The organism is Hyphomonas sp., from assembly GCF_041689225.1.
In the GTDB taxonomy this organism is placed as follows: Bacteria; Pseudomonadota; Alphaproteobacteria; order Caulobacterales; family Hyphomonadaceae; genus Hyphomonas.
Genome location: NZ_JBDNGN010000168.1, coordinates 1 through 25,007 on the forward strand (window position 1 = coordinate 1; position 25,007 = coordinate 25,007).

Sequence of the window (25,007 nt, forward strand, 5' to 3'; positions counted from 1 at the left end):
GCCGGATCCGGCATGCCCTGGGAAGGGCCGCTGCAATCGATCCTGGAATCCATTGAAGGCCCGGTCGCCAAGATCCTCGCTACCATCGTGATCATCCTGACCGGGCTAGGCCTCGCGTTCGGCGAAAGCGGCGGCGGCATGCGCAAGCTCCTGCAGATTGTCTTCGGGCTGTCGATCGCCTTTGCCGCGACCTCGTTCTTTCTGTCTTTCTTCTCCTTCGGCGGCGGGGCAACACTCTGATGGCTGGTCGTTCGCCTCTTCCTGACGGCTATGTGACGCCGGTTCACCGCGCGCTCACCGAGCCGATCCTGATCGCAGGCGCGCCGCGCATGGCGACGATTGTCAATGGCACGCTCGCCGCAGCGCTCGGGCTCGGTCTCCAGCTCTGGGGTGTTGGCCTTGCCTACTGGCTGATCGCGCATGGGCTTTGCGTCTTTGCGGCGCGCCGTGACCCGCAATTCCAGGACGTGCTGATCCGGCATGTCCGCCACAAGGGACACCTGTCATGCTGAACCTGCGGGAATATCGCGCCCGGCCGGCACGCCTGGCCGATCATCTGAAATGGGCCGCCCTGATCGCGCCCGGCATCATCCTCAACAAGGATGGCAGCCTGCAGCGCACGATTGCCTATCGCGGCCCGGACCTTGAGAGCGCGACGCCTGAAGAGCTCGTCTCCATCTCGGCACGGATGAATAATCTCCTGGCCCGGTTTGGCTCTGGCTGGGCGCTCTGGTTCGAAGCCGACCGCCGGGAGTCGACCGCCTATCCCGACAGCACATGGCGTGACCCTGCCGCCTGGCTGGTCGACGCCGAGCGCCGGGCCCAGTTCGAAGAAGCCGGCCGGCATTTTGAGACCGACTGCTACCTGACCCTCAGCTGGATGCCGCCGGCCGACAAGACAGCGCGGGTCGAGAAGCTCTTCATCGAGGATCCCTCGGACGCCCCGCGCAGTTTCTTCGCCGAAAACCTCGACCGGTTCGAAACAGAAACCGCCCGCGCACTGGACCTGATGGCTGACCTGATGCCCGAGGCGCGGTTCCTGAATGACGACGCCACCCTCACCTATCTGCACGGCTGCATTTCGTTGAAACGCCATGCAGTCCGGGCACCGAAGACGCCGATGTTCCTGGACGGCCTGCTCGCCGATACCGACGTGACCGGCGGGCTCGCCCCTCTGCTCAGCAACGAAACACTGAAAGTCCTGACGGTGCGCAAATTCCCCGGATCGAGCGAGCCCTGCCTGCTGGCCGAACTTGACCAGCTCGGCTTCCCCTATCGCTGGGTGACCCGGTTCATACCGCTCGACAAGCCGGACGCAGAAAAGATCCTCAACCGCTACATGCGCGGCTGGCTCGCCAAGCGCCGCTCGCTTGTCTCCTATCTCCGCGAAATCCTGACCAATGAACCGGCAACGCAGTTCAACACAGATGCCGACAATCAGGCGGCAGATGTCGACGCGGCCCTGCAGGCCCTTGGTGCAGGCCATGTCGCATTTGGCTACTACACGGCCACGCTCGTTCTGACCCATGCCGATCCGCTGGTCGCAGAAGACCGCATCCGGGCCGCTGAGCGCGTCATCAATGCCCGCGGCTTTACCGCAACGCCTGAAACCCTGAACGCGCTCGATGCCTGGCTCGGTACATTGCCAGGCGAGGCCTATGCCAATATCCGCCAGCCGCTCCTCAATACAATCGACCTTGCCCATATGGCGCCGCTATCGGCGCAATGGGCCGGGCCTGAACGCAATGCGCATCTTGGCGGCCCGCCGCTCCTGATGGCGCGCTCGGCCAGTGCGACGCCGTTCCGGCTCGTGCACACACAAGGCGATGTTGGCCACATGATGATTGTCGGGCCGACCGGGGCCGGCAAATCGGTCCTGCTGTCACTGATCGCGCTGCAGTTCAGGCGCTATGAGAACGCGCAAGTGTTTGTGTTCGACAAGGGCGGCTCGGCGCGGGCCATGACGCTGGCGCTCGGCGGTGACTGGTATGATCTCGGGCCTGAGGGCAAGCATGCTTTCCAGCCACTTGCAGACCTTGCCGATGAGGCCGACCTGGCAGCGGCGCAAGGCTGGGTCCTGGCGCTGATCGAACAGGAAGGCGTCCAGATCGTCCCCGAAGTGCGCGAGGCGGTCTGGTCGGCCTTGCAAAGCCTTGCAGCGGCGCCGCGCCATCAAAGGACCCTGACCGGTCTTGCCGCCCTTATCCAATCTTCAATGCTCCGCCAGGCGCTGGCGCCCTACACGCTGGAAGGCCCCTATGGCGCATTGCTGGATGCCGACGCTGACAGTTTTGCCGCCTCCGACATGGCCTGTTTCGAAATGGAGGCCCTGATGCAGGACAGGCGGCTCGCTGCGCCGGTGCTGGCGCATCTCTTCGCGAAACTGGACGCGCGCTTTGATGGGCGTCCGACCCTGCTCATTCTCGATGAGGCCTGGCTGTTCCTGGATCATCCCCTGTTTGCCGGTCGCCTGCGGGACTGGCTGAAGACACTGCGCAAGAAGAACGTGTCGGTCGTGTTTGCGACGCAGAGCCTCGCAGATGTCGCGGGGAGCGCCATCGCGCCCGCGCTGATCGAGAGCGCCCCGACACGGATCTTCCTGGCCAATGCGCGAGCCGAAGAACCGGGACAGGCAAAGACCTATGACGCGTTCGGGCTCAATGCGCGCCAGATCGAACTGATCGGCCGGGCGACGCCGAAGCGCGACTATTACCTGCAATGCCCGGCCGGAAATCGCCTGTTCGATCTGGAACTCGGGCCCGTCGCGCTCGCTTTCTGCGCTGCCGGGTCAAAAGCCGACCAGGTCGAGATGGGGCGCGTTCTGGAAGCGGCAGGACGGCAAGGGTTTGCGCCAGCCTGGCTGGCCTTCAAGGGGCTCGACTGGGCGGCAGATCTGATCACGAAAAGGGAGGCTGTGCCATGCGCCGCAGAATAGCCGCGCTCCTCTTCGGATCCCTCGGCCTGGTGGGGCTCGCGCCGCGCGCCGAGGCCTTGCTGGGCGTCGGTGATGTCGTGCTCGATCCGACAAATCTCGTCCAGAACATCCTGACCGCAAGCCACACGCTGGAGCAGATCAATAACCAGGTCAGCCAGCTCCAGCATGAGACCGAAATGCTGGTGAACCAGGCCGAGGACCTGAAACGTCTCGACTATGCCTCGATCGACCAGTTGAAGCGCCTGCTCGATCGGATCGATACGCTGATGCGCGAGGCTGACCAGATCTCCTATGATGTTGAGGAATCCGAGCGCCGCTACGAGGAGGCGTTTCCAGAAACCTATGAGGATCTGTCAAACGCGCAGATTGTCATTGAGGCGCAGAACCAGTGGCGCCTGTCCCAGCGCGGGTTTGCCAATACGGTCCAGGTCCAGTCGGGCATCGTCTCGGCAATCGCCGATACCCAGGGCACGCTGAGTGAGCTTGTCTCCGAGAGCCAGTCCGCCTCCGGCAACCTGTCTGTGGCGCAAGCCGGCAACCAGCTAATCGCGCTCTCCATCGCGCAGCAGATACAAATGCAACAATTGATGGCGGCGCAATACCGGATGGAGACGGTCGAGGCGTCGCGGCGCGCCGCGCTCGAAGAGCAGGCCCGTGTGCGCCATGACCGGTTTCGCGGCGACGGCGCCGCCTATACGCGGAACTGATGGCGATGGAGGACCTCAATGTCATCGATCAGTTCGTCGCAACCTTCTCGGCCTATATTGATAGCGGGTTCGGATTGCTCCAGGGCGACGTCGCCTGGCTGACCACAGCCCTGATCACGATCGATATCACGCTGGCAGGCCTCTTTTGGGCCATGGGTCCGGATACGGACATTATTGGCCGGTTCCTTAAGAAAGTGCTCTATGTTGGCGCCTTCGCACTGATCCTTGGCAATTTTGCCCTGCTTGCCGATGTGGTGTTCGCTAGCTTTGCCCAGCTCGGCCTCAATGCAACCGGCGGCACGATCACAGCCGATGACATGATGAAGCCGGGCTTTGTCGCCGCCACCGGGTTTGACGCCGCCTATCCCCTGCTTGATGAAATCAGGAAGCTGACCGGACCGATCGCCTTCTTCGAGAATATTGTGATCATCGCGGTTCTCTTCCTCGCCTGGCTGATCACGCTGCTTGCCTTCTTCTTCCTCGCGATCCAGCTCTTCGTGACCATTATCGAGTTCAAGCTGACAACGCTTGCAGGCTTTGTCCTCATTCCCTTCGCGCTCTGGAACAAGACCTCATTCCTCGCCGAGAAAGTCCTCGGCAATATCATTGCATCCGGCATCAAGCTCATGGTGCTCGCCATCATTGTCGGCATTGGCTCGACCATCTTCACCGCGATCACGGCCACGTTCGAACCGGACAATGTCACGCTCGAACAGGCCGCCTCTGTCATCCTGGGCTCGCTGTCCCTGCTGGCGCTCGGCCTGTTCGGTCCGGGCATCGCAACCGGCCTTGTCTCCGGCGCGCCCCAGCTTGGCGCTGGTGCCGCCGTTGGCACCACAGCAGGGGTCGCCGCCGGCACAGTGGCCGGTGGGAGTGTGGCAAAGTCTGCCGTCTCTGCCGTGGCCGGTGGTAGCCGCAGCGCTGTTGGGGCGGCCGCCTCCATGGCAGGCGGGGCCCGCACGGCCTATTCGCTCGGCGCAGCAAGTTCCGGCAAGACCGGAATGGGCGCGGCAGCAGCCGGCATCAGCGGGGTCGCCAGCGCCGGCGTCCAGACGGCTGCCTCGGGCGCCGCAGGGTTTGCGCGCCGCGCCTTTGGTAATCCGGGGGCACGTTCACAGGCCGGAAGCCGGGCAGCTTTCGCCGCGACCGGCGGCTCTGGCGGTACGTCCATGCCGGCCGAGGCCCGCGCCGCGCCAGACTGGGCAAGCCGCATCCGGCGCAGCCAGGCCACGCGTGATGCCAGCATGATGGCAGCCTCTGTCGTGCGTGATGGCGACCGGCCCGGCGCCGGCACGTCCCTGCAACTCAAAACAGACGAGGACTAGATGAGCATGCTCTGGAAACGCGACCGGTCGGCCTATGGCGACACGCCGGAACCTGTCACCCCCTACCAGCGCGCCGCGCAGGCCTGGGACGACCGGATTGGGTCCTACAGGGTGCAGGCGGCCAATTGGCGACTTGCCGCACTGGGCGCGATTGGACTGGCCTTCGTCCTGGCGGGCGGGCTTGTCTGGCGTTCAACCCAATCGATCGTGACACCCTATGTGGTCGAGCTGACCAGCGACGGCGCCGTGCGCGCCGTCGGGCCTGCCGAGGGGCGCTACGAGCCAACCGATGCGCAGATCGCCTTTCATCTTGCTGACTTTGTCACCAATACGCGTTCTGTCTCGATCGATCCGGTCGTCGTGCGCCAGAACTGGCTGACGGCCTATGCCTATTCAACCGACCGGGCCGCGGCCACGCTGAACGATTATGCCCGGGACAATGATCCCTTTGCCGATCTCGGCCACCGCTCGGTCTCGGTTGATGTGACGAGCGTGGTGCGCTCCTCCGATGACAGTTTCACCGTGCGCTGGCGTGAGACCGCATTCCGCAACGGCGCCGAGACCGGCCAATCAAACCATACCGGCGTCTTCTCCATCGTGATCGATCCGCCCCGCGATGTCGAAACCCTCCGTGCCAACCCGCTGGGACTCTACGTCCACGGCCTCAACTGGTCGAAAGACCACAAACAGGAGTAGATCCCCATGAAACACCTTGCCCTGATCCTTCTCGGCGCAACCTGTCTTGCAGCTTGCGAAACTTTTCCTCCTGGTGGCAGCGCGCCCGACATCGTGCTCGATTCCGAACTGGCCGATGACGCGGCATTCGCCGAAGATCTCTTGTCCGAACCGGAAGACGGCCAGGCTGATGCGCCCGCGCCGCTCGTGCTGACGACCTATCAGCCGGTACCAATGCCGGGACAATTGAAACCCCTGCCCGTTACCGATGCCGTAGGGCCATCCCTCAAACCCTATGAGGCGATCGAGACTGCCAACAGCAAGGCCTCCATCGAACCCTCGCTCGACAATTACATGAACGCGATCCAGGTCTATCCCTATACGATCGGCGCGCTCTACCAGGTCTATTGCGCGCCCGAGCAGGTCACTGACATTGCGCTCGAGCCGGGCGAAGAACTGGTCTCGGTCTCAGCCGGTGACACGGTCCGCTGGGTGCTTGGCGATACGGTGTCAGGCAGCGGATCGACCGCGCAGGCCCATATTCTGGTCAAGCCCACGCAGCCGGGCCTGAAGACTAACCTGATCGTGACGACGTCACGCCGGGCCTATCACCTGGAGCTTCAGGCCTTCCAGGAAACCTATATGGCGGCCGTCTCCTGGCGCTACGCCGACCAGCAACTCGTGACCCGCATGGCCAATGCTGCGCCGCGGCCTGCCGAGGCGCACGCGCCGCAAGGCCTCCAGCTCGACCGGCTGAAGTTTCGCTATGCGCTTGCCGGCGACAAGCCGCACTGGCGCCCCCAGCGCGTGTTCGATGATGGCCGCAAGGTCTACATCCAGTTTCCGGCCCGGCTCGACCAGGGCGACGCGCCGGCTCTGTTCGTGATCGGCCGGGACGGGCGCGCCCAGCTCGTGAACTATCGCATGTCGGGCGACTATTATGTGGTCGACCGCCTGTTTGCGAAGGCCGAGCTCCGGCTTGGCGAAAAGAAGCAGGACGTCGTGCGCATCGCGCGGTCAGATCTGGGCGCGCCAGGTCAATGAGCGAAGCATCCATCCCCGCCCCTGAGGCGCTCGAGATCCGGGGGAAACCGCGGCCGGTGCGCCGGTTCTCGAAGCGCGCGCTTGCCATCCTGCTTGGAACAGCCAGCGCAATTGTCCTCGGATCGCTGGCCTTTGCCCTGCAATCTCCGGACAGGCGCGCGCAAGCGGCAGGCAAGGAACTCTACTCGACAGCCAGCAAGCCGACCGCAGAGGGGCTCGCAGCCCTGCCGGCAAGCTACAGTGATGTGAAACCTGACGCGCCCGAGCTCGGCCCGCCTTTGCCGGGTGATCTCGGGACGCCCATCCTGAAAGCCCGGCGTGAAGGACGCATGGCGTTTGATGACGCATATGACGCAGCGCCGCATGACGAAGATCCTCAGCTATCCATGCGCGAAGCAGAATTGGCCGCGCGTGAGGCAGCCATGTCGGATGCCGCGCGCGGGAGCGGGGTGTTCTTCCCGATCGGCCAGCGGAACATGGTGTCGGCAGATGTGTCTGGCGACACCGGCTACCGCGCGCCGTCGGTTCAGTTTCCGGACCTGTCCGCACTGACGGCCTCTGCGCCGGGCGCATTCGGATCTGCCCTGAGCGAGGATCCGAACCGGCAGGCGCGCAAGCTGGATTTCCTGAAGCAAGAGCCTGATGCCTCGATCTACAATCCGCATCAGCTCGAGACACCCGCATCGCCCTGGCAGCTGATGGCAGGAACGGTCATTCCGGCGACCCTGCTCACAGGCGTAAACTCTGACCTGCCGGGTCAGGTGATCGCGCAGGTTACGCGCCCGGTCTATGACACCGTCACCGGGCAGACCGAGCTTATCCCGCAAGGGGCCCGTGTCATCGGACGCTATGACAGCGTGATCGCGTTCGGCCAGTCGCGCGCCCTGCTTGTCTGGACGCGCATCATCATGCCTGACGGCACATCGATCCGGATCGACAATCTCGCCGGCACCGATGCGCGCGGATATGCCGGGCTCGAAGACAAGGTCGACTATCATTCCTGGCGCCTGCTGCAGGGCGTGGCGCTCTCCACGCTGCTCGGTGTCGGCTCCGAACTCGCGAGCGATGACGAGGGCGATATTGCGAGAGCCTTGCGCAGGTCGGCCCAGACCGGCGCCAATCAGGCCGGCCAGGACCTGGTCCGCCGCAATCTGGACCTCCAGCCGACCATCACGATCCGTCCGGGCTGGCGCCTCGGCATCATCGTCAACAAGGACATCATCCTGAAACCCTATGAAGGAGGCAAAACGCCATGAGTGAACTGATGTTGAAAATCGGGCCGTTGCCGGACCGAACGCCGCAGAAACTGCTGCTCCAGATTGAACCGTCGCTCGCGACCGAGCTGGAAGACTATGCCCGGGTGCACAGCCAGCTTCATGGGGAAGACGCAAGCGTGCAGGTTCTTGTGCCTCACATGCTGGAAGCGTTTCTCGCAAGCGACGCCGGATTCCGGAAAGCGCGTAAACTCACTGCCAGATGATGGGATCGTTTCTTGCCCCGCAAACCCCTCCCTCCGCACCTCAAGACCGTTGAAATAAAGCGCCGTCTGAGCTCATTGCTGTCTGCAGCAAAAGCGACTGGCTTCGATGTTTGCAGCGTGCGCTTGGCGCCTGATGGTGAAATCACACTTCTGGACAAGTCGTCTCTCGCACTCAAGAATGACACGGAGGCGAGATGGCTGGGAAGCTGAGAATGTCGATCAAGGGAATTTATGTCGTGCCGCGTCCACTGAGTGATGGTCGGACCCGCTATCACTATTACGCCTACCGCAACGGACCGAAATTCTGGACGTCTGAAGGCAAGCGTATCGATCTTCCCGGGAAACGGCTCGACCCCGAATTTGTGGCTGCCTACAACGAGGCCGTTGCGCTTGAACGGGGCCCGCAAAAAGGAAGCCTTGCCGAGACGGTCTGCCTCTATCGCGAAAAATGTGTCGCCTTCAGGAAAATGAAACCGAAAGGACAAGCTGCCCGCATCGGCTATCTCGACAAGTGGCTGGAGATGCCTTTGCACGGGGCAGCAAAAGCGGCTGACGCCCCTTTGTCGATCTTCGACAGCCGCAGGGTGATAAAGTTCATTACAACCCATCGCGACACGGTATGGGGCCACTCGCCCAGCGCAGCTGATGAAGCGGTCATCGCCCTCTCGGCATTCCTGACATGGTGCAAGAAGGACGGTCGCCTTGACTGGAACCGGGCACACGGGATCGACCCGGTATATCAGCGGCCAACGGAAGCAAGAATCTGGTCTGACCAGGAGCAGATTGCGTTCTTGGAGTCAGCTCCGACCCACCTCGCCTGGGCCTTCAAACTCGCCTTGTTTACCGGCCTGAGGCGCGAGGATCTGATCAGACTGCCTGTCTCTTGCCTGACGCGAGACCACATCATCATTCCAACCAGCAAAAGTCGTGGGCGCAATACGGCGCTGATCCCGGTCACGCCGCCACTGAAAGATCTTTTGGATGAAATCGATGAAACGCGAAACAAGCTGAAGACGGAGCCGATCACCGTTCTTTTCTCAAGCCGTGGAACGCCATGGACCGCCGAAGGATTTGGAACCAGCTTTGATCGTCACCGCACCAAAGTCGGCCTGGGCCCCGAAAACCAGGGTCCGACCATTCACGACCTGCGCAAAACATGCGCGACGAATATGATCATTCTGCAGCACCTCTATCCAGCGCTCATTTCGGATCAGATACTCGTCGACCTGTTCGGATGGACACCTGGCACACTGGCCAAAATGAAGCGCATTTATGTCTCGGACAGCGCTGTAATCGACGCCATGACCCGTCGAAAATAGGCACGGAAGAAGAACAAAACTGTTAACGGGGGTGTTAACGGTGACCCGTGTTTGCTCTCTAGACCGCGCTAGTGCCTTGTTTTTATGGTGGGCGGTAACGGGCTCGAACCGCTGACCCTCTCGGTGTAAACGAGATGCTCTACCAACTGAGCTAACCGCCCTATCCAATCGCGGGCTTTTGCGGATTATTGGACCAAAAAGCAAGAGAGCCCGTGTGAAAAAGGCGAGTCGCGTTCAAACCTGTCCCGTCAGTCCGCGACCTCAGCCATGGCGCGCGCAACCGGTGTCTTGCCCGCCGCCATTTCAAACACCTTGCCGGCAAGCCCTGCCTGCGTGACGGATACAGCGAGTACCAACGCAACATCATCCCGCGTCACTTGTCCATCGCGGTCAATGCGTTCGGCAAGCGACACGAGACCGTTTCCCGAATCGTCGCTCAGGCTGATCGGTCGGACGATGACATGCGGCACGTCTGCCGCTTTCAGGTGCTCGTCGGCGGTATGCTTGGCTTCAAGATAATGGCGAAGGGCGTCGGGACCTTTTGACGGGTCGTCTGCGCCCACGGAACTTAGCATCACGAACCGTCCGACCTTGGCATCTACCGCCGCGCCGATCAGCGCGATCGCACCATCGCGGTCCACCTTGTCCGTCAAGTCATCACCCGTGTGCCCGCCCGAACCGGCCGCAAATATCACTGCATCGACATCACGGGCGACATCGTTGGGCAAATCACTCAGGTCAGCCATCCGGGTCTCGCAACCATCCGGCAGGACGCTGGTATCGGAACTGCCCCTGATCATGGCGACGGGCGTGTGACCGGCGGCGGCAAGTGTGCGCACGAGGCGTGCGCCTGTATTCCCAGTGGCGCCTGCGACCAAAATTCTCATAGCGTGTCTCCTGTCAGTTTGAATATCTGACAGACCAATGATCCCCTGCAGACTCCGTTCCGCCCGGTCAGCAGTCCAAAAAAAACGGCCGCGTCATCAACGCGGCCGTTTCCTGTTCATATGCCAGGGACTAGTGCGTACGCACGGCGTCCGAAGCGGAGGCGGGCTGGCCGGAGAGGCTCGCCTGGAGGGCGGCTTCGTCGGCTTCCGACCAGACAATCGGGCTGAGCGGCGCGCTGAGCGCAAGCTCCAGCACTTCATTGATATCCGACACCGGGATGATCCGGAGACCGGCCTTCACATTGTCCGGAATGTCCTCGAGATCCTTCTCGTTCTCTTCCGGGATGAGCACCGTCTTGATGCCACCGCGCAGGGCCGCAAGGAGTTTCTCCTTCAGGCCGCCGATTGGCAGGACATGTCCGCGCAGCGAAATCTCACCCGTCATCGCAACTTCGCGATTGACCGGAATGCCGGTCAGCAGCGACACGATGGCCGTGGTCATGGCCGCACCGGCACTCGGCCCGTCCTTGGGCGTTGCGCCATCGGGCACGTGCACGTGGATGTCATTGGTGCTGAACACGGTCGGCTTGATACCGAGTATGACAGACCGGGACCGGACAAGCGAACTGGCCGCCTGAATCGATTCCTTCATGACGTCGCGCAGGTTGCCCGTGACCTTCATATTGCCACGACCCGGCATCTTAACCGCCTCGATGGTGAGGAGGTCGCCGCCGGATTCGGTCCAGGCTAGGCCTGTGACCGCACCGATCTGATCGGTCACGTCGGCCAAGCCGTAACGGAACTTCCGCACGCCGGCATAGTCCGGCAGGGTTTGCGCCGTAATCGTGACGGTGGTCAGCGCTTCGTCGGTCGCCAGCTTGCGCACGACCTTGCGGGCGAGCCGCGCAATCTCGCGCTTCAGCGACCGGACGCCTGCCTCACGGGTATAGTACCGCGCAAGGTCGCGAACGGCTTCGTCGGTGACGATCCATTCCTCGGCTTGCAGGCCGTGATCCTCACGCACCTGAGGGATCAGGTGGCGTTTGGTGATCTCGACCTTCTCGTCCTCGGTGTAGCCAGCGATGCGGATGATCTCCATACGGTCCAGCAAGGGCTGGGGCATGTTGAGCGAGTTCGCCGTTGTGACGAACATCACGTCCGAGAGGTCATAGTCGACTTCAAGATAGTGGTCGTTGAAGGTCGAGTTCTGTTCCGGATCGAGCACTTCGAGCAGAGCCGAGGCAGGATCGCCGCGATGGTCCATGCCCATCTTGTCGATCTCATCGAGCAGGAAGAGCGGGTTACCCGTTTTCGCCTTTTTCAGCGACTGAACGATCCGGCCCGGCATCGAGCCGATATAGGTGCGCCGGTGACCGCGAATTTCGGACTCGTCACGCACGCCGCCCAGCGACACGCGCACGAAGTCGCGTCCCGTGGCTTCGGCGATGGACTTGCCAAGCGAAGTCTTGCCGACGCCAGGAGGGCCGACGAGGCAGAGGATCGGGCCTTTCAGCTTGCCGGTGCGTTTCTGCACGGCAAGGTACTCTAGGATCCGTTCCTTGACCTTATCGAGACCGTAATGGTCGTCATCAAGCTGCTTCTCGGCTTTCGCGAGATCGGTCTGGATATCCTTGCGCTTGCCCCATGGCAGGGACAGGAGCCAATCGAGATAATTGCGCACGACGGTGGATTCCGCAGACATCGGTGACATCTGGCGCAGTTTCTTGACCTCGGCTTCGGCCTTGGTGCGGGCTTCCTCGGAAAAAGGCGTATCGGCAATTTTCTGTTCCAGTTCGGCCACTTCGTCGCGTTCGCCGCCGTCGCCGCCCTGTTCGCCCAGCTCGCGCTGGATCGCCTTCATCTGTTCGTTGAGGTAATACTCGCGCTGGGTCTTCTCCATCTGCCGCTTGACGCGGTTTTTGATCTTCCGCTCCATTTGCAGCATGCCCATCTCGCCTTCCATCAGGGCGAACACCTTTTCGAGGCGGTCCTTGATGTCGGAAAGTTCAAGCAATTCCTGCTTGTCGGAAATCTTCACTGACAATTGCGAGGCAACGGCATCGGCCAGTTTGCCCGGCTCTGTCAGCTGGCCGATCGTGGTGACGGATTCCGGCGGAATCTTGCGGTTCAGTTTTACATAATTCTCGAACTGCTCCTGAACGGCACGCATGAGGGCCTGGACGTCGCCGCCATTGGAATCGGCCTCGGGAATAGTTTCGACTTCCGCTTCGAAATAGTCGCCGCGATCGTGCAGCTTTAGCAGGCGCGCACGTGTCTGGCCTTCGACGAGGACCTTCACGGTGCCGTCGGGCAGTTTCAGAAGCTGGAGAATGGTGGCGACCGTGCCGATTTCGTGCACGTCATCGGCGCCGGGATCGTCGATCGCGGCGTCGCGCTGGGCCACCAGCATGATTTCATTATCGCCCTCATCAATCATTTCGAGCGCACGCACAGACTTGTCGCGGCCCACGAAGAGCGGGGCGACCATGTCCGGAAAAACAACGATGTCCCTTAGCGGCAACACCGGGAGGTTCTTCAGTACTGGCATTTTAATGCCTCCTTGGAATTTAGGCCCCGCATGGCAGCGACCCTTTTACTCTGCCCGACACTCGTGAAGAAAGTCGAACCATTGACTAAGATGTGGATTGAAAGGGGCCCTGCTTCAACCCGAAGAATGCGCAAGATTCTGGGGAAATGGAAATCCGCCTGAAATCAAGGCATCGCGCCCCCCCACGCCTTGGCACTCACAGTTTCCCGTTTCTGATGGGCCATGAAGGCCTTGAGAACGCCGAGTTTGGGGTTGGGGGCCTTTCCCGCCGCCAGCAAGCGAAGCTGTTCATAATACCACCCCTGTGCGCCGAAACCGTTAAGGGCCTTGACCAGTTTGATCGGAGAATTCGGCCCGAACAGGCCGGGGCCGATGCGCAATTGCGCCTCCCAGCGGTCGGCGGTCTCGATTTCACCGGCCAGCAGCTTCGCCGGCGTTGCCGTATCGACGCAGAGCGGGCGACCGATTCCGATCAGGTCCGCTTCACCCGATGCGAGCGCGGCATTCATGCCGCTGAGCGTCCGGAAGCCGCCTGTGACCATCAGGGGCATGCTGGCCCTTTCCTGGACGGATTTGGCATAGGAAAGGAAGTAAGCCTCCCGTTCGCGGGTGGACGTGCGCTTCGTTTCTTCAAACGAGGGCTCCAGGCCTTCCATGTCCATCATCTTGGGCTGCTCGTAATTGCCGCCGGAAATCTCTACGAAATCAACGCCCAAACCGTTCAGGACGTCGATGACCAGAAGGCAGTCCGCATGGCTGAAGCCGCCTTTCTGGAAATCGGCGGAATTGAGCTTCACCGAGACCGAAAACCCTGCCCCGCCCTGCACTTTGGCCTCGCGGACACAGTCCACCAGCAGGCGCGCGCGATTTTCCAGTGGACCGCCCCAGTCATCCTCGCGCCGGTTGGCTAGCGGCGACAGGAAGGAACTGAGCAGGTAGCCATGGGCGGCGTGGACCTGGATGCCGTCAAAGCCGGTGCGCTTGGCGACCTTCGCGGCGCGGCCGAAGCCCTCGACGACAGCACGGATTTCATCAGGCGTCATGGCGCGCGGTTCACCGAACTGGCCGCCAGGCAGGCCAAGCGCGACGGGGCTTGGGGCCGCCGGACGCGGATTCACAAGTTTCGGCGTCTGGCGACCGGCATGACTGACCTGCATGATCAGCGCAGCGCCCCTGGACTTTGCGGCCTCGGCCCAGCGCGAAAAGCCGTCCATCTCGTCTTCGCCAGTCTTCGCATCGATCACGACATTGCCGACGCGTTCGAGATGATGGCGCTCGATCTGGACATTTCCGGTGATCAGGCCGCCTGCCCCGCCGTCGGCCCAGCGGCGATAAAGGGTCAGATGTTCCTCAGTTACCCGGTTGCGCGGATCGGCGAGTCCCTCTGTCATAGCGGCCTTCACCAAACGGTTCGGGAAGGTCAGGCCGCTCTGCAGGGTTAACGGGGTATTAATCGTGACGGGCATTATGTTCTCCCAATATCGACACTGAGTCGCTTGCCCACTAAGGGAGACCACATATGGGCGCTGCCAATCAAGCAAAGCTGTTCGACACCATGATACCAGACTCTTCAGCCTATTCGGCCAAGGATATCGAAGTTCTTGAAGGACTGGAGCCCGTTCGCAAGCGGCCGGGCATGTATATCGGTGGCACAGATGAGCGCGCCTACCATCACCTGTTCGCCGAAGTGCTGGACAATTCGATGGATGAGGCCGTCGCCGGTCATGCCACCCGTATCGAGATCAAGCTGGACGCCGACAACTTCCTGACCGTGTCGGATAATGGCCGCGGCATTCCGGTCGACCCGCACCCGAAATTCCCCAAGAAATCAGCGCTTGAAGTGATCATGACCACGCTCCACGCGGGCGGCAAGTTCTCCGACAAGGCCTATGAAACGGCAGGCGGCCTTCACGGCGTCGGCATCTCGGTCGTCAATGCATTGTCGGAACTGGTCGAGGTCGAGGTCGCCCGCGACAAGGTGCTTTACCGTCAGTGCTTTTCCCGAGGATTGCCACAGGGAAAGCTGGAAAAAGTTGGCGCGGCGCCCAATCGGCGCGGCACGAGCGTCAAATTCCGGCCTGACACCCAGATATTCGGCGAGAAGCTGCGCTTCCGCCCGGCCCGGCTGTTCCAGATGGCCCGCTCGAAAGCCTATCTCTATCGCGGCGTCGAAGTGCGCTGGAATTGCGATCCGGCCCTGCTGCCGGAAGATTCGAAGATTCCCGCCGAAGCCGTCCTGTCCTATCCGAACGGCCTTGCCGACCAGCTGGACGAAGTCTTCCACGACAAGGCGACGATTACCGAAACCGCGTTCACGGGCCTCGTGGACATGGGCAAGGAAGGCAAGGTCGAATGGGCGATTGCCTGGACCCGCGCCGGCTTTGGCGAGGCCGACGGCTTTGCCCGCTCCTATTGTAATACGATCCCGACGCCTGAGGGCGGCACGCATGAGGCCGGTTTCCGGTCGGCCATCACAAAGGGCCTGCGCAATTTTGCCGAACTGACCGGCCAGAAAAAGGGTAGCGACATCACGGCGGAAGACATTATGGGCCATTCGGGCCTGCTCCTGTCAGTGTTCATTCGCAATCCCGAATTCGTCGGACAGACCAAGGACAAGCTGTCGAACACGGCGGCATTCCGCCTGGTGGAAAACGCCGTGCGCGACCGGTTCGACCACTGGCTGGCGGGCAGCCCCAAGGAATCCGACAAGCTGCTGACCTGGGCGATCGACCGGTCCGAAGAACGCGCCAACCGCCGCAAGCAGAAAGAGATCAGCCGCAAGTCCGTCACCAAACGCCTGCGTCTGCCGGGCAAGCTGGCCGACTGCGCCTCGAAAGGCCCGGAAGGCACCGAGCTGTTCCTCGTCGAAGGCGACTCGGCGGGCGGCAGCGCCAAACAGGCGCGCGACCGGAAAACGCAGGCCATCCTGCCCCTGCGCGGCAAGATCCTGAACGTCGAAAGCGCCTCGGCCGACAAGCTGGCCGGCAACCAGGAAATCAACGATCTCGCCCTCGCGCTCGGCACCCAGCTTGGCCGCAAGTTCGACCTCGATGAGCTGCGCTATGAACGCATCATCATCATGACCGATGCCGACGTTGACGGCGCGCATATCGCGGCGCTGCTGATCACCTTCTTCTACCGGATGACGCCGGGCCTGATCGAGGCCGGGCGCCTGTTCATGGCCCAGCCGCCGCTGTTCCGCCTGTCGAACAAGGGCACGATTGCCTATGCGATGGACGAGACCCAGCGCGCCGAAATCATGGCCAAGCATTTCAAGCCGAACCAGAAGGTCGACATGGTGCGCTTCAAGGGTCTCGGCGAGATGAACCCGTCACAGCTGAAAGAAACCACGATGAACCCGGCGACCCGCACGCTGGCCCGCATCACGCTGCCGGATTCGCTCGACGCGCTGACGGAAGTGAAGCCCTCGGACCTGATCAACATCCTGATGGGCAAGAAGGCCGAAACGCGCTTCAAGTTCATCCAGGAGAATGCCGCCTTCGTCGACGAGCTGGATATCTGATTGTCCGCGTCCCCGGCGCAGGCCGGGGTCTCGTGCCGCCTGTCCCTTTCTCCAATGGCCTGAGGTCCCGGCTTTCGCCGGGAATTCGGGATGTGGGGCGGATCGGCTGAACAATTCCTCAATTACCGCAGACCCCTGCGCAGGCAGGGGTCCATGGACCGGTCTTTCCCCCGGCACCTGTGGCCCCATTCGTCCATGGATACCGCCTGCGCAGGTATCTTCGGGGGAAGAGATGCGGGTGCGTCCGGGAACACCTCCCGGTGCCCGGCGAACCTGTCTGACAAGCGTCTCGGACTCAGCTTGAATTATCCCACTTTTCCAGCGCGGCGTTGAGCAGGCCCGGCAGGGCCGTGGCGATCAGGCCGAGTTCGGGGATGATTACCAGATGAGAAGCACCCTTTTGGCCTAAGATAAAGCTAGGTGCAGAACTGTCTCCAATGGACCGCCCCGCATCCCCAGGCAAAGTGGCATTGGGGATCGCTGCAAGTTCCAAACGCTCAGCATGCCCCTGCCCTCAATTCCCCTCCGCAATCCGCACCAGGGCCGCGTCCATCATCGGCGCGGAGGATGAGACCGCCAAGGGCCGTTCATTCGCGATCACCGCGAAGACCAGGGTCTGGCCGCTGGCGGCGGTCATGTAGCCCGACAGCGCGTTGGTGCCTTTGAGGGTGCCGGTCTTGGCAAAGATGTTGCCGTCCAGAATCGTGCCCCGGAAGCGGCGCTTGAGGGAGCCGTCTGTGCCGCCGACCGGGAACGTGTCTTTCCAGTCTTCGCCCCAGTCCTGCGTAGCGGCATAGATCAACAGGCGGACAATCGTGCGAGGGCTGACGCGGTTATAGACCGACATGCCGGAGCCGTCGAACAGGTCGTAGCCGTTTGGGCTGGCGCCGGCCTCTTCCAGCAGGGCGGCGACGCGGCCGAGGCCGGCCTCGGCAGAGCCGTCTTCGCTGATATGGCCGAGATGGCGCAGCAGGAGTTCGGCCTGGAGATTCCGGCTGTCCTTCGAGACTGCCACCAGCGCATCGGCAAAGGCGGGCGGCGCCAGCGCGGCGAGCGGCTTGTCGCCATCGTCCAGCGCTGTCAGGGCCGCCTGCGGCGCGGCGCCGGGCGGGCGATGGCGCGACACAGGCGGGCCCTCAACCGTGACACCGCGCGCCGCCAGCAGGGCGCCAAGGCGCGTGGCGGCGGCGAGGGCCGGGTCGTCAAGGCCGAGGGGGACGCGGCGCGGGCCGCTGCCCGGCGACACATGGCCGGACACGCGGACACTGGCCGTGCCGGGCAGATGGGAGACGCGGAGATCGTCTTGCGCCGCCTCGCCTGCGTTGTCTGTGTCCAGCTGCGGCCGGGGGGCCGTGACCGTGTCGTTGAGGATCGTGTAGGCGGCGTCGCCCGGCGCCCATGCCACATCAGCCGGGGCGCCCTCTGTGGCGGCGGGCGTGATGGTGAGGGTGACGGTATTGTTATTGACTGTGAGGGCCGAGATGGCGGTGCCATAGCGCGTCTGCAGGTCGTCCCAGCTCCAGCCGGGGCCCCAGCGTTGGTCCCGGAACCAGGTATCGTCACCGATGACATGGGCAATAGTGGTGAGGCCGATGCCGGCCACCGCGTCGGCCAGCGTGGCGAGGCAACGTGTCTCGCAATCGGGCGTGTCGCTGAGGGCCGGATCGCCGCGCCCGTGGAGGACAAGCACGGGCGCATCGGTCTCGCCGACATCTTCCAGCGCGATGAAGGTGCCAAGGCGTGGCAGCATGGCATCCAACTCATCCTGCCAGCGGAAGACGGCGGCGGTGGTAAAGAGCTTGGTATTGGAGGCGGGCAGAAAGCGCTGGTCGGGGTCGAGGGCGACAATCTCGTGGCCCTGCATATCCGTGACGAGCAGGCCCCAGCGCACACCCTGCAATTCCGGCGGCTGCAGGATCGTCTCGAGGTCGCGCTGCAGCGGCGAGACGCAGGCCGCGACGAGGAGGCATGCGACGAGCAGGATGGCCCGGAAAGTGGTTTGCATGGGATTCCTTCACCGGCCCGACTGACGCGTTGCGCAGAGCCTAGCGCAGGGAACCGGAGAGATCGACGGAAAACCGGCGCGCGGGCGGGCAAGCCGCCATGTGAACGTCTTGCCGTCAGGCTTGACGTGTGCGGAGCAGGTATTTCAATCTGGCCTCATCGTTTCGATCGCTGAAGGAAAAAATACGAGGGGGAATCCAGAATTCCGGACATACATGAAACCGGGGCGCGGGCCGCCCCCCAGAAGGACAGGTTGCTGCAGCTTGGCGCGCTGTTATTCCTGCTCGGCCTGCTGTCGGGGCTGGTGACGGGCCTGATGGCCAATCCGCGCATGGGCCTGTCAGCGCACATGCAGGGCACGTTCCTGCTGGCCGCGGGGGCCGTCTGGGACCGGGTGAACCTGGGGCCGCGCACCCAGGCATTGGCGTTCTGGGCCGTGGCGTTCGGCACCAGCGTCAACTGGCTGATGACACAGCTTGCCGCAATCTGGGGCACCGGGAAGATGACGCCCATCGTGGGGGCCGGGCATGAAGGCGCCGACTGGCAGGAAATGGTCGTGAGCGTGGGCCTGCTGGCCCTGGCGCTCGCCATGCTGGTCGGGGCTGCGTTGCTGCTGGCGGGGCCTTTGCGGCGGGCCAATTGATATCCGCATTCGCGACCTTTCCGGATGACATGGAGCCGACAGGGTCTTAAATGCTCAGAATGAGCAAAGTCCTGGATATTCTCGCGGCGCAGCTGAACCCTGTGGTTGGTGACATCAATGGCAACCTGGCGCTGGCGCGCGAGGCCTATGCCGAGGCGCGGGAACGCGACGCGGACCTGCTGGTGCTGAGCGAGCTGTTTATTCTCGGCTATCCGGCGGAAGACCTGGTTCTGAAGCCCTCGGCGGTGACATTGTCGATGGCGGCGGTCGAAACGCTGGCGGGCGAGACGGCGGACGGGCCGGCCATGTTGATCGGCGCCCCGTGGCGGGACGGCGACAAGGTGCACAATTCATCGGTGCTGCTGAAAGACGGCCATGTCGCCGGGCGCTGTGACAAGAGCGAGTTGCCCAATTATGGCGTGTTCGACGAGAAGCGCATTTTCGACGCCGGGACGGGCGCGCCCTTCGTGTTCACGCTGAAGGGCGTGAAAGTGGGCGTCGCGATCTGTGAGGATATCTGGTTCGACCGGGTGCCGCTGGCGCTGAAAAGCGCAGGCGCGCAGATGCTGGTGGTGCCGAACGGCTCGCCATGGCGCCGGACGGTACATGAAGAGCGCCACTCGACCTTTTCGGCCTGGCGCAAGACCGGCCTGCCCTACCTGTTCGTCAACCAGGTCGGCGGGCAGGACGAACTGGTGTTTGACGGCTCAAGCTACGCCGTGGACGATGATGGCACCGAGCACCAGTTGCTGGGCGATTTCGAGACCGGCACGGCCATGGTCGCGTTCGACGGCGCGACGGGCAGTTTCCAGAGCGGGCCGAAGGAACAGCTGACGACAGGCTGGGAGGCGGAATACCGCGCGGCGGTGCTGGCACTGGGCGATTATGTCAACAAGAATCGGTTCCCCGGCGTGGTGCTGGGCATGAGCGGCGGCATCGACAGCGCGCTGACGGCGGCGATGGCGGTGGACGCGCTCGGCGCTGAGCGCGTCTGGTGCGTGATGATGCCGTCGAAATATACGAGCTCGGATAGCCTCGAGGATGCCAAGGCCTGCGCCGAACTGCTCGGCTGCAAGTATGACATCATCAATATCCGGCCCGGCGTGGATGCGCTGGGCGAGATGCTGAGCGCGCAGTTTGCCGGGACCGAGCCGAACACGACGGAAGAAAACATCCAGTCGCGCCTGCGGGCCGTGACGCTGATGGCGCTGTCGAACAAGTTTGGTCACATGGTGGTGACGACGGGCAACAAGAGCGAGATGGCGGTCGGCTATGCGACGCTGTACGGCGACATGTGCGGCGGCTACAATGCGCTGAAGGATTTCTACAAGACCGAAGTGTTCGAACTGGCGAAATGGCGCAACACGTCGATCCCGCGCGGCGCGCTGGGGCCCGGCGGCGAGGTGATCCCGGAACGGATCATCACCAAGCCGCCATCGGCCGAGCTGCGCGAAGACCAGCGCGACGATGACAGCCTGCCGCCGTATGAGGTGCTGGACGACATATTGCGCGGCCTCGTGGACCTTGAAGAGGATGTCGACGACATACTGAAGCGCGGTCATGACGCGGCCACCGTGCGGCGCATCGAGCACCTGCTCTACATTGCCGAGTACAAGCGGCGGCAGGCGCCTCCCGGCGTGAAGGTCGGCGGCAAGAATTTCGGCCGCGACCGGCGCTATCCGATCACCAACCGCTTCCGCGACGACTGAACCTTATTCGAACGGCTGGTTCGCGGCCTCGGCGGCGGCAGCGGCATTCACTTCGGCGTCGAACCGGATCGAGTCGACCTGGTCGGCGCTGATGTCGGAGGCGTCGCCATAGCCGGTGATCGGCGAGGGCGCGATTCCGGGCACCGCGACGACCTCGTCATAGAGGAGCCATGCCTGGGAGCCGTCGGCGCAAGTGACGCGCACCCATTCGTCTTCCTCGCCCTTGGAGTCCTGGATGTCGGTAATGTCGATCAGCTCGGCTTCATTGATGTCATATTCGGTGCCGCCGAAAGACAGGATGGCAAAGCCTTCGCCGAGATAGCGCAGGTAGTTGAGCTGGTCGCCCTGTTTTAGCTCGAGTGTCTGCATGCTGCCGGCATCGCTGACATATTCAACGGCGGCGTCCTGCGTGAGCGTGACCGGGAAGGTTTTCGTAGCGACAAAGAATTCGAGCTTGTCGGCCGAAACGCGCGGATAGTTCCAGAGCTGGTAATTGGCCAGGCGGGGCAGCGTGCAGGCCTTGTCCCTGGGCGCGGCCGGGTTCGGGCGCGCGCCGCCCTGCAGGGTGACGCCCTCGTCGAGCACGACAAAACCGGCCGGATATTCGCCGGGCCAGCCGGGCGAGATGTACCAGCCCTCATCATAGCCGGACAGTTTGGCATAGTCGGGCGCAACATAGTCGCTCGCCGGGGCCAGCTGACCGGCATCGGCCGTTTCCAGCTCCGAGCCATCGGTGGCGACGATATCGCTGTCTTGTGGCACATCGGGCGATTGACCGCAGGCGGCCAGCGCCATGGCAGCGGCGAAGATCCAGCCAGATTTCATGTCCCACTCCTTCGGGCGACTCGCTTGAGTCTCTATGATTAGCACAAACAATAGCAAGATTGTGACGGCTATGCCTTGGCTTTTTAGGCAATTTGATGTCGAAAGCGGCTTCTGATGACTGGAAAACCACGCCCATGACCCACCCGATTGTCCGCTTTGCCCCTTCGCCCACCGGGCGCCTGCACGTTGGCAACGTGCGCACGGCCCTGATCAACTGGCTGTTTGCGCAGGCTAAAGGCGGGAAATTCATCCTGCGCATCGACGACACGGACGTGGAACGCTCGACAAAGGCCTATGAAGACGGCCTGCGCGAGGACCTGACCTGGCTCGGCCTCGTCTGGGCCGACACGTTCAGCCAGTCGGACCGGTTTGGAGAATATGACAAGGCCGCCGCGCGCCTGAAGGAGATGGGGCTGCTCTATGCCTGTTACGAGAGCGCCGACGAACTGGAGCGCAAGCGCAAGATCGCTCTCTCGCGCGGGCGTCCGCCGGTCTATGACCGCGCCTCGCTGGACCTCAGCGACGCTGAGAAGGCAAAGCTGGAAGCCGATGGCGTGAAGCCGCACTGGCGGTTCAAACTGTCCGGCAACCGGGTGGAGTGGGACGACCTGGTGCGCGGGCTCCAGAGCATCGACACGTCGAGCCTGTCAGACCCCGTGCTGATCCGCGAGGATGGCTCCTACCTCTACACGATGCCGTCGGTGGTGGACGATATCGACGCGAAGATCACGCATGTCGTGCGCGGCGAAGACCATGTGACCAATTCCGGCGCGCAGATCGAAATCTTCGTGGCGCTGGGCGGCACGGCCCCGCAAATGGCCCACACGCCGCTGCTGATCGGTGCCGACGGACAGGGCCTGTCCAAGCGGATCGGCTCGCTGTCGATGGGCGAATTGCGCGAACAGGGCTTTGATCCAATGGCGATCACCAGCCTGCTGGCGAAGATCGGCACATCAGACAATGTCGAGGCCCGGACCAGCCTAGATGAGCTCGCGAAGGAATTCGACTTCGGCAAGATCGGCCGGGCCCCGGCACGCTTTGACGAGGCGGACCTATTGTCGCTGAACGCGACGATCCTGCATGGCATGCCCTTTGATGACGTGAAGGACCGGCTGGCGGCGATCGATCCCAAGGCCGCCGATGAAGCGTTCTGGACCGTCGTGCGCCAGAACTGTTCGCTGCTGCCCGAGGTGAAAGCCTGGGTGGACACCGTGTTCGGCGATCGGCCGCCGCTGGTCGACGCCGAGGACAAGGATTTCGTGCTGCAGGCGGCTGACCTGCTGCCTGCTGGCGAGCTGACCGCCGAGACCTGGAGCGAATGGACGAACGCCGTGAAAGCCGCGACGGGCCGCAAGGGCAAGGGCCTGTTCATGACCCTGCGCAAGGCGCTGACCGGCCAGGAACACGGTCCGGACATGGCGAGCCTGATGCCGCTGATCGGGCGCGACCGGGCACTGGCACGGCTGAAGGCGGCCTAGGCCTCTTCCACCAACTGAACCAGTACCACGCCTTCGGCGACCTGCTCGCCGACTGTGCCGGTGACGGATTCCACCACGCCATCGCGCGGCGCGCACAGCGAGTGTTCCATCTTCATGGCTTCCATGACGGCGAGCGTCTGGCCGTGGGTGACCGTGTCGCCGGCCTTCACGTTCAAGGCGATCACCTTGCCGGGCATCGGGGCCTTTACCGCATCGCCGCCGAGCAAGGCTTCGACATCGGCGTCATAGTCGGGCACGTCGACCAGCACGCTGTCGCCTGCCGTGGTGACGGCGTAGCGGCGGGGCGAGAGGTCGGTGACGAGGGGGAGCGGCAGGCTTTCATCGACATCATAGTCGTCGGGGTCAATCCAGTCGGCATCGCCGCCGACGGCTACCGCAGCCCGGTGCATGGGCGCGCTGTTCATCCGCCAGCCATCCTTCATGTCCCAGGGCTGGGCAGCGCCCGGCGCGTCCAGCTGGACATCGCAGACGGCCATGACAGAGGCGTGCTGGTGGGACTCAGGCGCAGCGGTGAGCACATCGCCCTGTTCGGCGATCCAGTTCACGTGATGGGTGGCGTCATGGAAGGCATCTGACATGGCGCAGCGCCGCAGGAAGCCGGCATTCGACGGCACACCGACAAGCTGGGTGTGGGCGAGCGCATCGACGAGGCGGTCGACGGCCTCGTCGCGATCGTCGCCGGAGACGATGAGTTTCGCGATCATGGAATCATAGCTTGAGGGCACCCGGTCGCCGGTTTCAAAGCCCGTGTCCCAGCGGATGAGTTCACCATCGACGGGTTCCAGCAGGCCGAATTCGAGGATCAGGCCGGCGCCGGGGCGGAAGTCCTCGGACGGGTCCTCAGCGCAGATGCGCGCCTCGATGGCGTGGCCGCGAAGCGTGATCTCGTCCTGTGCGAGGGGGAGTTCGCCACCACCGGCGACGTGGAGCTGCCATTCGACCAGGTCTGTGCCTGTAACGATCTCGGTGACCGGGTGTTCGACCTGGAGGCGTGTATTCATTTCGAGGAACCAGAAACTGTCGACGCTGAGCGGACGACTGCCATCGACGATGAATTCGACCGTGCCGGCGCCTTCATACTTCACGGCAGCCGCCAGTTTCACGGCGGCGTCTGTCATGGCCTTGCGCACGTCGTCCGGCATGCCGGGCGCGGGGGCCTCTTCGAGCACTTTCTGGCGGCGGCGTTGCAGCGAGCAGTCGCGCTCGAACAGGTGGACAGTGTTGCCGTGGCTGTCGCCGAAGACCTGGACCTCGATATGGCGGGGCTGCTCGACCAGTTTCTCCAGCATGACGCGGCCATCGCCGAAAGCTGCTTCGGCCTCGCGCACGGCGCTTTCCAACTCGTCCTTCAGGGCCGATGCCTTGGCGACGAGGCGGATGCCCCTGCCCCCGCCACCGGCGATCGCCTTGATGAGGAGAGGAAAGCCGACCTCTTTCGCCGCGGCGGCGAGGGTTTTCAGGTCCTGCGCCTCGCCGCGATAGCCCGGCAGCACTGGCACACCGGCTTCCTCGGCGATGCGCTTGGCTTCGTCCTTGAGCCCCATGGAGCGGATGGCAGAGGGCGGCGGGCCGACCCAGATGAAGCCGGCATTGCGGACGTCTTCAGCGAATTCGGCATTCTCCGACAGGAAGCCGTAGCCGGGATGGATGGCGTCGGCGCCACTGGCCTTGGCAGCCGCGAGGATCTTGTCAGCACGCAAGTAGCTGTCGGCGGCCGGGGCCGGGCCGATATGCACGGCCTGATCGGCTTCACGGACATGTTTGGCGGCTGCGTCGGCGTCGGAATAGACGGCAATCGTGCGGATTCCGAGGGCGCGGCAGGTGGCCATGATACGACAGGCAATCTCGCCGCGATTGGCAATAAGGAGGCTTTTGATCATGGCG

20 protein-coding genes and 1 tRNA gene are annotated in these 25,007 nt (G+C 63.1%); 14 read left to right on the forward strand and 7 right to left on the reverse strand.

Annotation, left to right across the window (positions count from 1 at the left end; genetic code table 11):
- The 10 genes from ACESNB_RS16550 to ACESNB_RS16595 form a co-directional block, all read left to right on the forward strand.
- On the forward strand, positions 1 to 240 hold a 240-nt coding region (locus ACESNB_RS16550; RefSeq protein ID WP_373009327.1), incomplete at its 5' end, for a TrbC/VirB2 family protein.
- Entirely contained in the window at positions 240 to 512 is a 273-nt protein-coding gene (locus tag ACESNB_RS16555; protein WP_373009329.1) for a VirB3 family type IV secretion system protein, read from the forward strand. The genes ACESNB_RS16550 and ACESNB_RS16555, both read left to right, overlap by 1 nt.
- Positions 506 to 2,935 carry a conjugal transfer protein TrbE gene (trbE, locus tag ACESNB_RS16560; RefSeq protein WP_373009331.1) on the forward strand — a complete coding sequence of 810 codons (2,430 nt, stop codon included), beginning with the start codon at positions 506 to 508 and terminating at the stop codon, positions 2,933 to 2,935. The genes ACESNB_RS16555 and trbE overlap by 7 nt, the downstream gene beginning before the upstream one ends.
- Positions 2,920 to 3,642: a P-type conjugative transfer protein TrbJ gene (trbJ, locus tag ACESNB_RS16565; RefSeq protein WP_373009333.1), complete on the forward strand. Its 723-nt coding sequence runs from the start codon at positions 2,920 to 2,922 to the stop codon at positions 3,640 to 3,642. The genes trbE and trbJ overlap by 16 nt, the downstream gene beginning before the upstream one ends.
- Before the next feature lie 5 nt (positions 3,643 to 3,647).
- Positions 3,648 to 4,967, forward strand: coding sequence for a P-type conjugative transfer protein TrbL (gene trbL, locus ACESNB_RS16570; protein WP_373009336.1), 1,320 nt, complete (start codon positions 3,648 to 3,650; stop codon positions 4,965 to 4,967).
- Positions 4,968 to 4,973: 6 nt separating this feature from the next.
- A complete protein-coding gene (gene trbF / locus ACESNB_RS16575) occupies positions 4,974 to 5,663 on the forward strand; it encodes a conjugal transfer protein TrbF (protein WP_373009522.1) in 690 nt (229 codons plus the stop codon).
- Positions 5,664 to 5,669: 6 nt separating this feature from the next.
- Positions 5,670 to 6,686, forward strand: a complete 1,017-nt coding sequence (gene trbG / locus ACESNB_RS16580) for a P-type conjugative transfer protein TrbG (RefSeq protein WP_373009338.1) — start codon at positions 5,670 to 5,672, stop codon at positions 6,684 to 6,686.
- Positions 6,683 to 7,942: a TrbI/VirB10 family protein gene (locus ACESNB_RS16585; RefSeq protein ID WP_373009340.1), complete on the forward strand. Its 1,260-nt coding sequence runs from the start codon at positions 6,683 to 6,685 to the stop codon at positions 7,940 to 7,942. Before trbG ends, ACESNB_RS16585 begins: the two co-directional genes overlap by 4 nt.
- The gene (locus tag ACESNB_RS16590; protein WP_373009342.1) at positions 7,939 to 8,166 is read left to right on the forward strand and encodes a DUF2274 domain-containing protein; all 228 of its coding nucleotides are present in this window, start codon (positions 7,939 to 7,941) and stop codon (positions 8,164 to 8,166) included. The genes ACESNB_RS16585 and ACESNB_RS16590 overlap by 4 nt, the downstream gene beginning before the upstream one ends.
- 212 nt (positions 8,167 to 8,378) lie before the next feature.
- A complete protein-coding gene (locus ACESNB_RS16595; RefSeq protein ID WP_373009344.1) occupies positions 8,379 to 9,485 on the forward strand; it encodes a tyrosine-type recombinase/integrase in 1,107 nt (368 codons plus the stop codon).
- Between the two features lie 85 nt (positions 9,486 to 9,570).
- Here the strand turns inward: ACESNB_RS16595 and ACESNB_RS16600 are convergent.
- From ACESNB_RS16600 to ACESNB_RS16615, 4 genes are all read right to left on the reverse strand, one after another.
- Positions 9,571 to 9,646: transfer RNA gene (locus ACESNB_RS16600), tRNA-Val, on the reverse strand.
- 87 nt (positions 9,647 to 9,733) lie between these two features.
- A complete protein-coding gene (locus ACESNB_RS16605) occupies positions 9,734 to 10,372 on the reverse strand; it encodes an SDR family oxidoreductase (RefSeq protein ID WP_373009346.1) in 639 nt (212 codons plus the stop codon).
- Positions 10,373 to 10,502: 130 nt separating this feature from the next.
- A complete protein-coding gene (lon, locus tag ACESNB_RS16610) occupies positions 10,503 to 12,920 on the reverse strand; it encodes an endopeptidase La (RefSeq protein ID WP_373009348.1) in 2,418 nt (805 codons plus the stop codon).
- A gap of 164 nt (positions 12,921 to 13,084) precedes the next feature.
- The gene (locus ACESNB_RS16615; RefSeq protein WP_373009350.1) at positions 13,085 to 14,386 is read right to left on the reverse strand and encodes an NADH:flavin oxidoreductase/NADH oxidase family protein; all 1,302 of its coding nucleotides are present in this window, start codon (positions 14,384 to 14,386) and stop codon (positions 13,085 to 13,087) included.
- Positions 14,387 to 14,439: 53 nt separating this feature from the next.
- Here ACESNB_RS16615 and parE point away from each other — a divergent pair, with 53 nt between their 5' ends.
- On the forward strand, positions 14,440 to 16,443 hold the full coding sequence (parE, locus tag ACESNB_RS16620; protein ID WP_373009352.1) for a DNA topoisomerase IV subunit B: 2,004 nt from the start codon (positions 14,440 to 14,442) through the stop codon (positions 16,441 to 16,443).
- 514 nt (positions 16,444 to 16,957) lie between these two features.
- On the opposite strand, the gene dacB is transcribed toward parE, so the two are convergent.
- Positions 16,958 to 18,448 (reverse strand): D-alanyl-D-alanine carboxypeptidase/D-alanyl-D-alanine-endopeptidase, encoded by a 1,491-nt coding sequence (dacB, locus tag ACESNB_RS16625; protein WP_373009354.1) that lies wholly within the window; start codon positions 18,446 to 18,448, stop codon positions 16,958 to 16,960.
- A 252-nt stretch (positions 18,449 to 18,700) separates the two neighbouring features.
- Between dacB and ACESNB_RS16630 the strand changes: the two genes are divergently transcribed.
- Positions 18,701 to 19,090 (forward strand): hydrogenase, encoded by a 390-nt coding sequence (locus ACESNB_RS16630; RefSeq protein ID WP_373009356.1) that lies wholly within the window; start codon positions 18,701 to 18,703, stop codon positions 19,088 to 19,090.
- 59 nt (positions 19,091 to 19,149) lie between these two features.
- The gene (locus ACESNB_RS16635) at positions 19,150 to 20,799 is read left to right on the forward strand and encodes an NAD+ synthase (protein ID WP_373009358.1); all 1,650 of its coding nucleotides are present in this window, start codon (positions 19,150 to 19,152) and stop codon (positions 20,797 to 20,799) included.
- 3 nt (positions 20,800 to 20,802) lie between these two features.
- Here ACESNB_RS16635 and ACESNB_RS16640 read toward each other — a convergent pair whose 3' ends face one another.
- The gene (locus tag ACESNB_RS16640; protein WP_373009360.1) at positions 20,803 to 21,624 is read right to left on the reverse strand and encodes a hypothetical protein; all 822 of its coding nucleotides are present in this window, start codon (positions 21,622 to 21,624) and stop codon (positions 20,803 to 20,805) included.
- A 95-nt stretch (positions 21,625 to 21,719) separates the two neighbouring features.
- Between ACESNB_RS16640 and gltX the strand changes: the two genes are divergently transcribed.
- Complete coding sequence (gene gltX / locus ACESNB_RS16645) at positions 21,720 to 23,102, forward strand: glutamate--tRNA ligase (protein ID WP_373009362.1); 1,383 nt, start codon at positions 21,720 to 21,722, stop codon at positions 23,100 to 23,102.
- Here the strand turns inward: gltX and ACESNB_RS16650 are convergent.
- Positions 23,099 to 25,003, reverse strand: a complete 1,905-nt coding sequence (locus ACESNB_RS16650) for a biotin carboxylase N-terminal domain-containing protein (protein WP_373009365.1) — start codon at positions 25,001 to 25,003, stop codon at positions 23,099 to 23,101. The two genes, gltX and ACESNB_RS16650, sit on opposite strands and share 4 nt — an antisense overlap.
- Between the last annotated feature and the right edge of the window lie 4 nt (positions 25,004 to 25,007).

Coding starts and splice junctions, on each gene's coding strand:
- ACESNB_RS16555 (WP_373009329.1), top strand. CDS start 240: ATGGCTGGTCGTTCGCCTCTTCCTGACGGCTATGTGACGCCGGTTCAC.
- trbE (WP_373009331.1), top strand. CDS start 506: ATGCTGAACCTGCGGGAATATCGCGCCCGGCCGGCACGCCTGGCCGAT.
- trbJ (WP_373009333.1), top strand. CDS start 2,920: ATGCGCCGCAGAATAGCCGCGCTCCTCTTCGGATCCCTCGGCCTGGTG.
- trbL (WP_373009336.1), top strand. CDS start 3,648: ATGGAGGACCTCAATGTCATCGATCAGTTCGTCGCAACCTTCTCGGCC.
- trbF (WP_373009522.1), top strand. CDS start 4,974: ATGCTCTGGAAACGCGACCGGTCGGCCTATGGCGACACGCCGGAACCT.
- trbG (WP_373009338.1), top strand. CDS start 5,670: ATGAAACACCTTGCCCTGATCCTTCTCGGCGCAACCTGTCTTGCAGCT.
- ACESNB_RS16585 (WP_373009340.1), top strand. CDS start 6,683: ATGAGCGAAGCATCCATCCCCGCCCCTGAGGCGCTCGAGATCCGGGGG.
- ACESNB_RS16590 (WP_373009342.1), top strand. CDS start 7,939: ATGAGTGAACTGATGTTGAAAATCGGGCCGTTGCCGGACCGAACGCCG.
- ACESNB_RS16595 (WP_373009344.1), top strand. CDS start 8,379: ATGTCGATCAAGGGAATTTATGTCGTGCCGCGTCCACTGAGTGATGGT.
- ACESNB_RS16605 (WP_373009346.1), bottom strand. CDS start 10,372: ATGAGAATTTTGGTCGCAGGCGCCACTGGGAATACAGGCGCACGCCTC.
- lon (WP_373009348.1), bottom strand. CDS start 12,920: ATGCCAGTACTGAAGAACCTCCCGGTGTTGCCGCTAAGGGACATCGTT.
- ACESNB_RS16615 (WP_373009350.1), bottom strand. CDS start 14,386: ATGCCCGTCACGATTAATACCCCGTTAACCCTGCAGAGCGGCCTGACC.
- parE (WP_373009352.1), top strand. CDS start 14,440: ATGGGCGCTGCCAATCAAGCAAAGCTGTTCGACACCATGATACCAGAC.
- dacB (WP_373009354.1), bottom strand. CDS start 18,448: ATGCAAACCACTTTCCGGGCCATCCTGCTCGTCGCATGCCTCCTCGTC.
- ACESNB_RS16635 (WP_373009358.1), top strand. CDS start 19,150: ATGAGCAAAGTCCTGGATATTCTCGCGGCGCAGCTGAACCCTGTGGTT.
- ACESNB_RS16640 (WP_373009360.1), bottom strand. CDS start 21,624: ATGAAATCTGGCTGGATCTTCGCCGCTGCCATGGCGCTGGCCGCCTGC.
- gltX (WP_373009362.1), top strand. CDS start 21,720: ATGTCGAAAGCGGCTTCTGATGACTGGAAAACCACGCCCATGACCCAC.
- ACESNB_RS16650 (WP_373009365.1), bottom strand. CDS start 25,003: ATGATCAAAAGCCTCCTTATTGCCAATCGCGGCGAGATTGCCTGTCGT.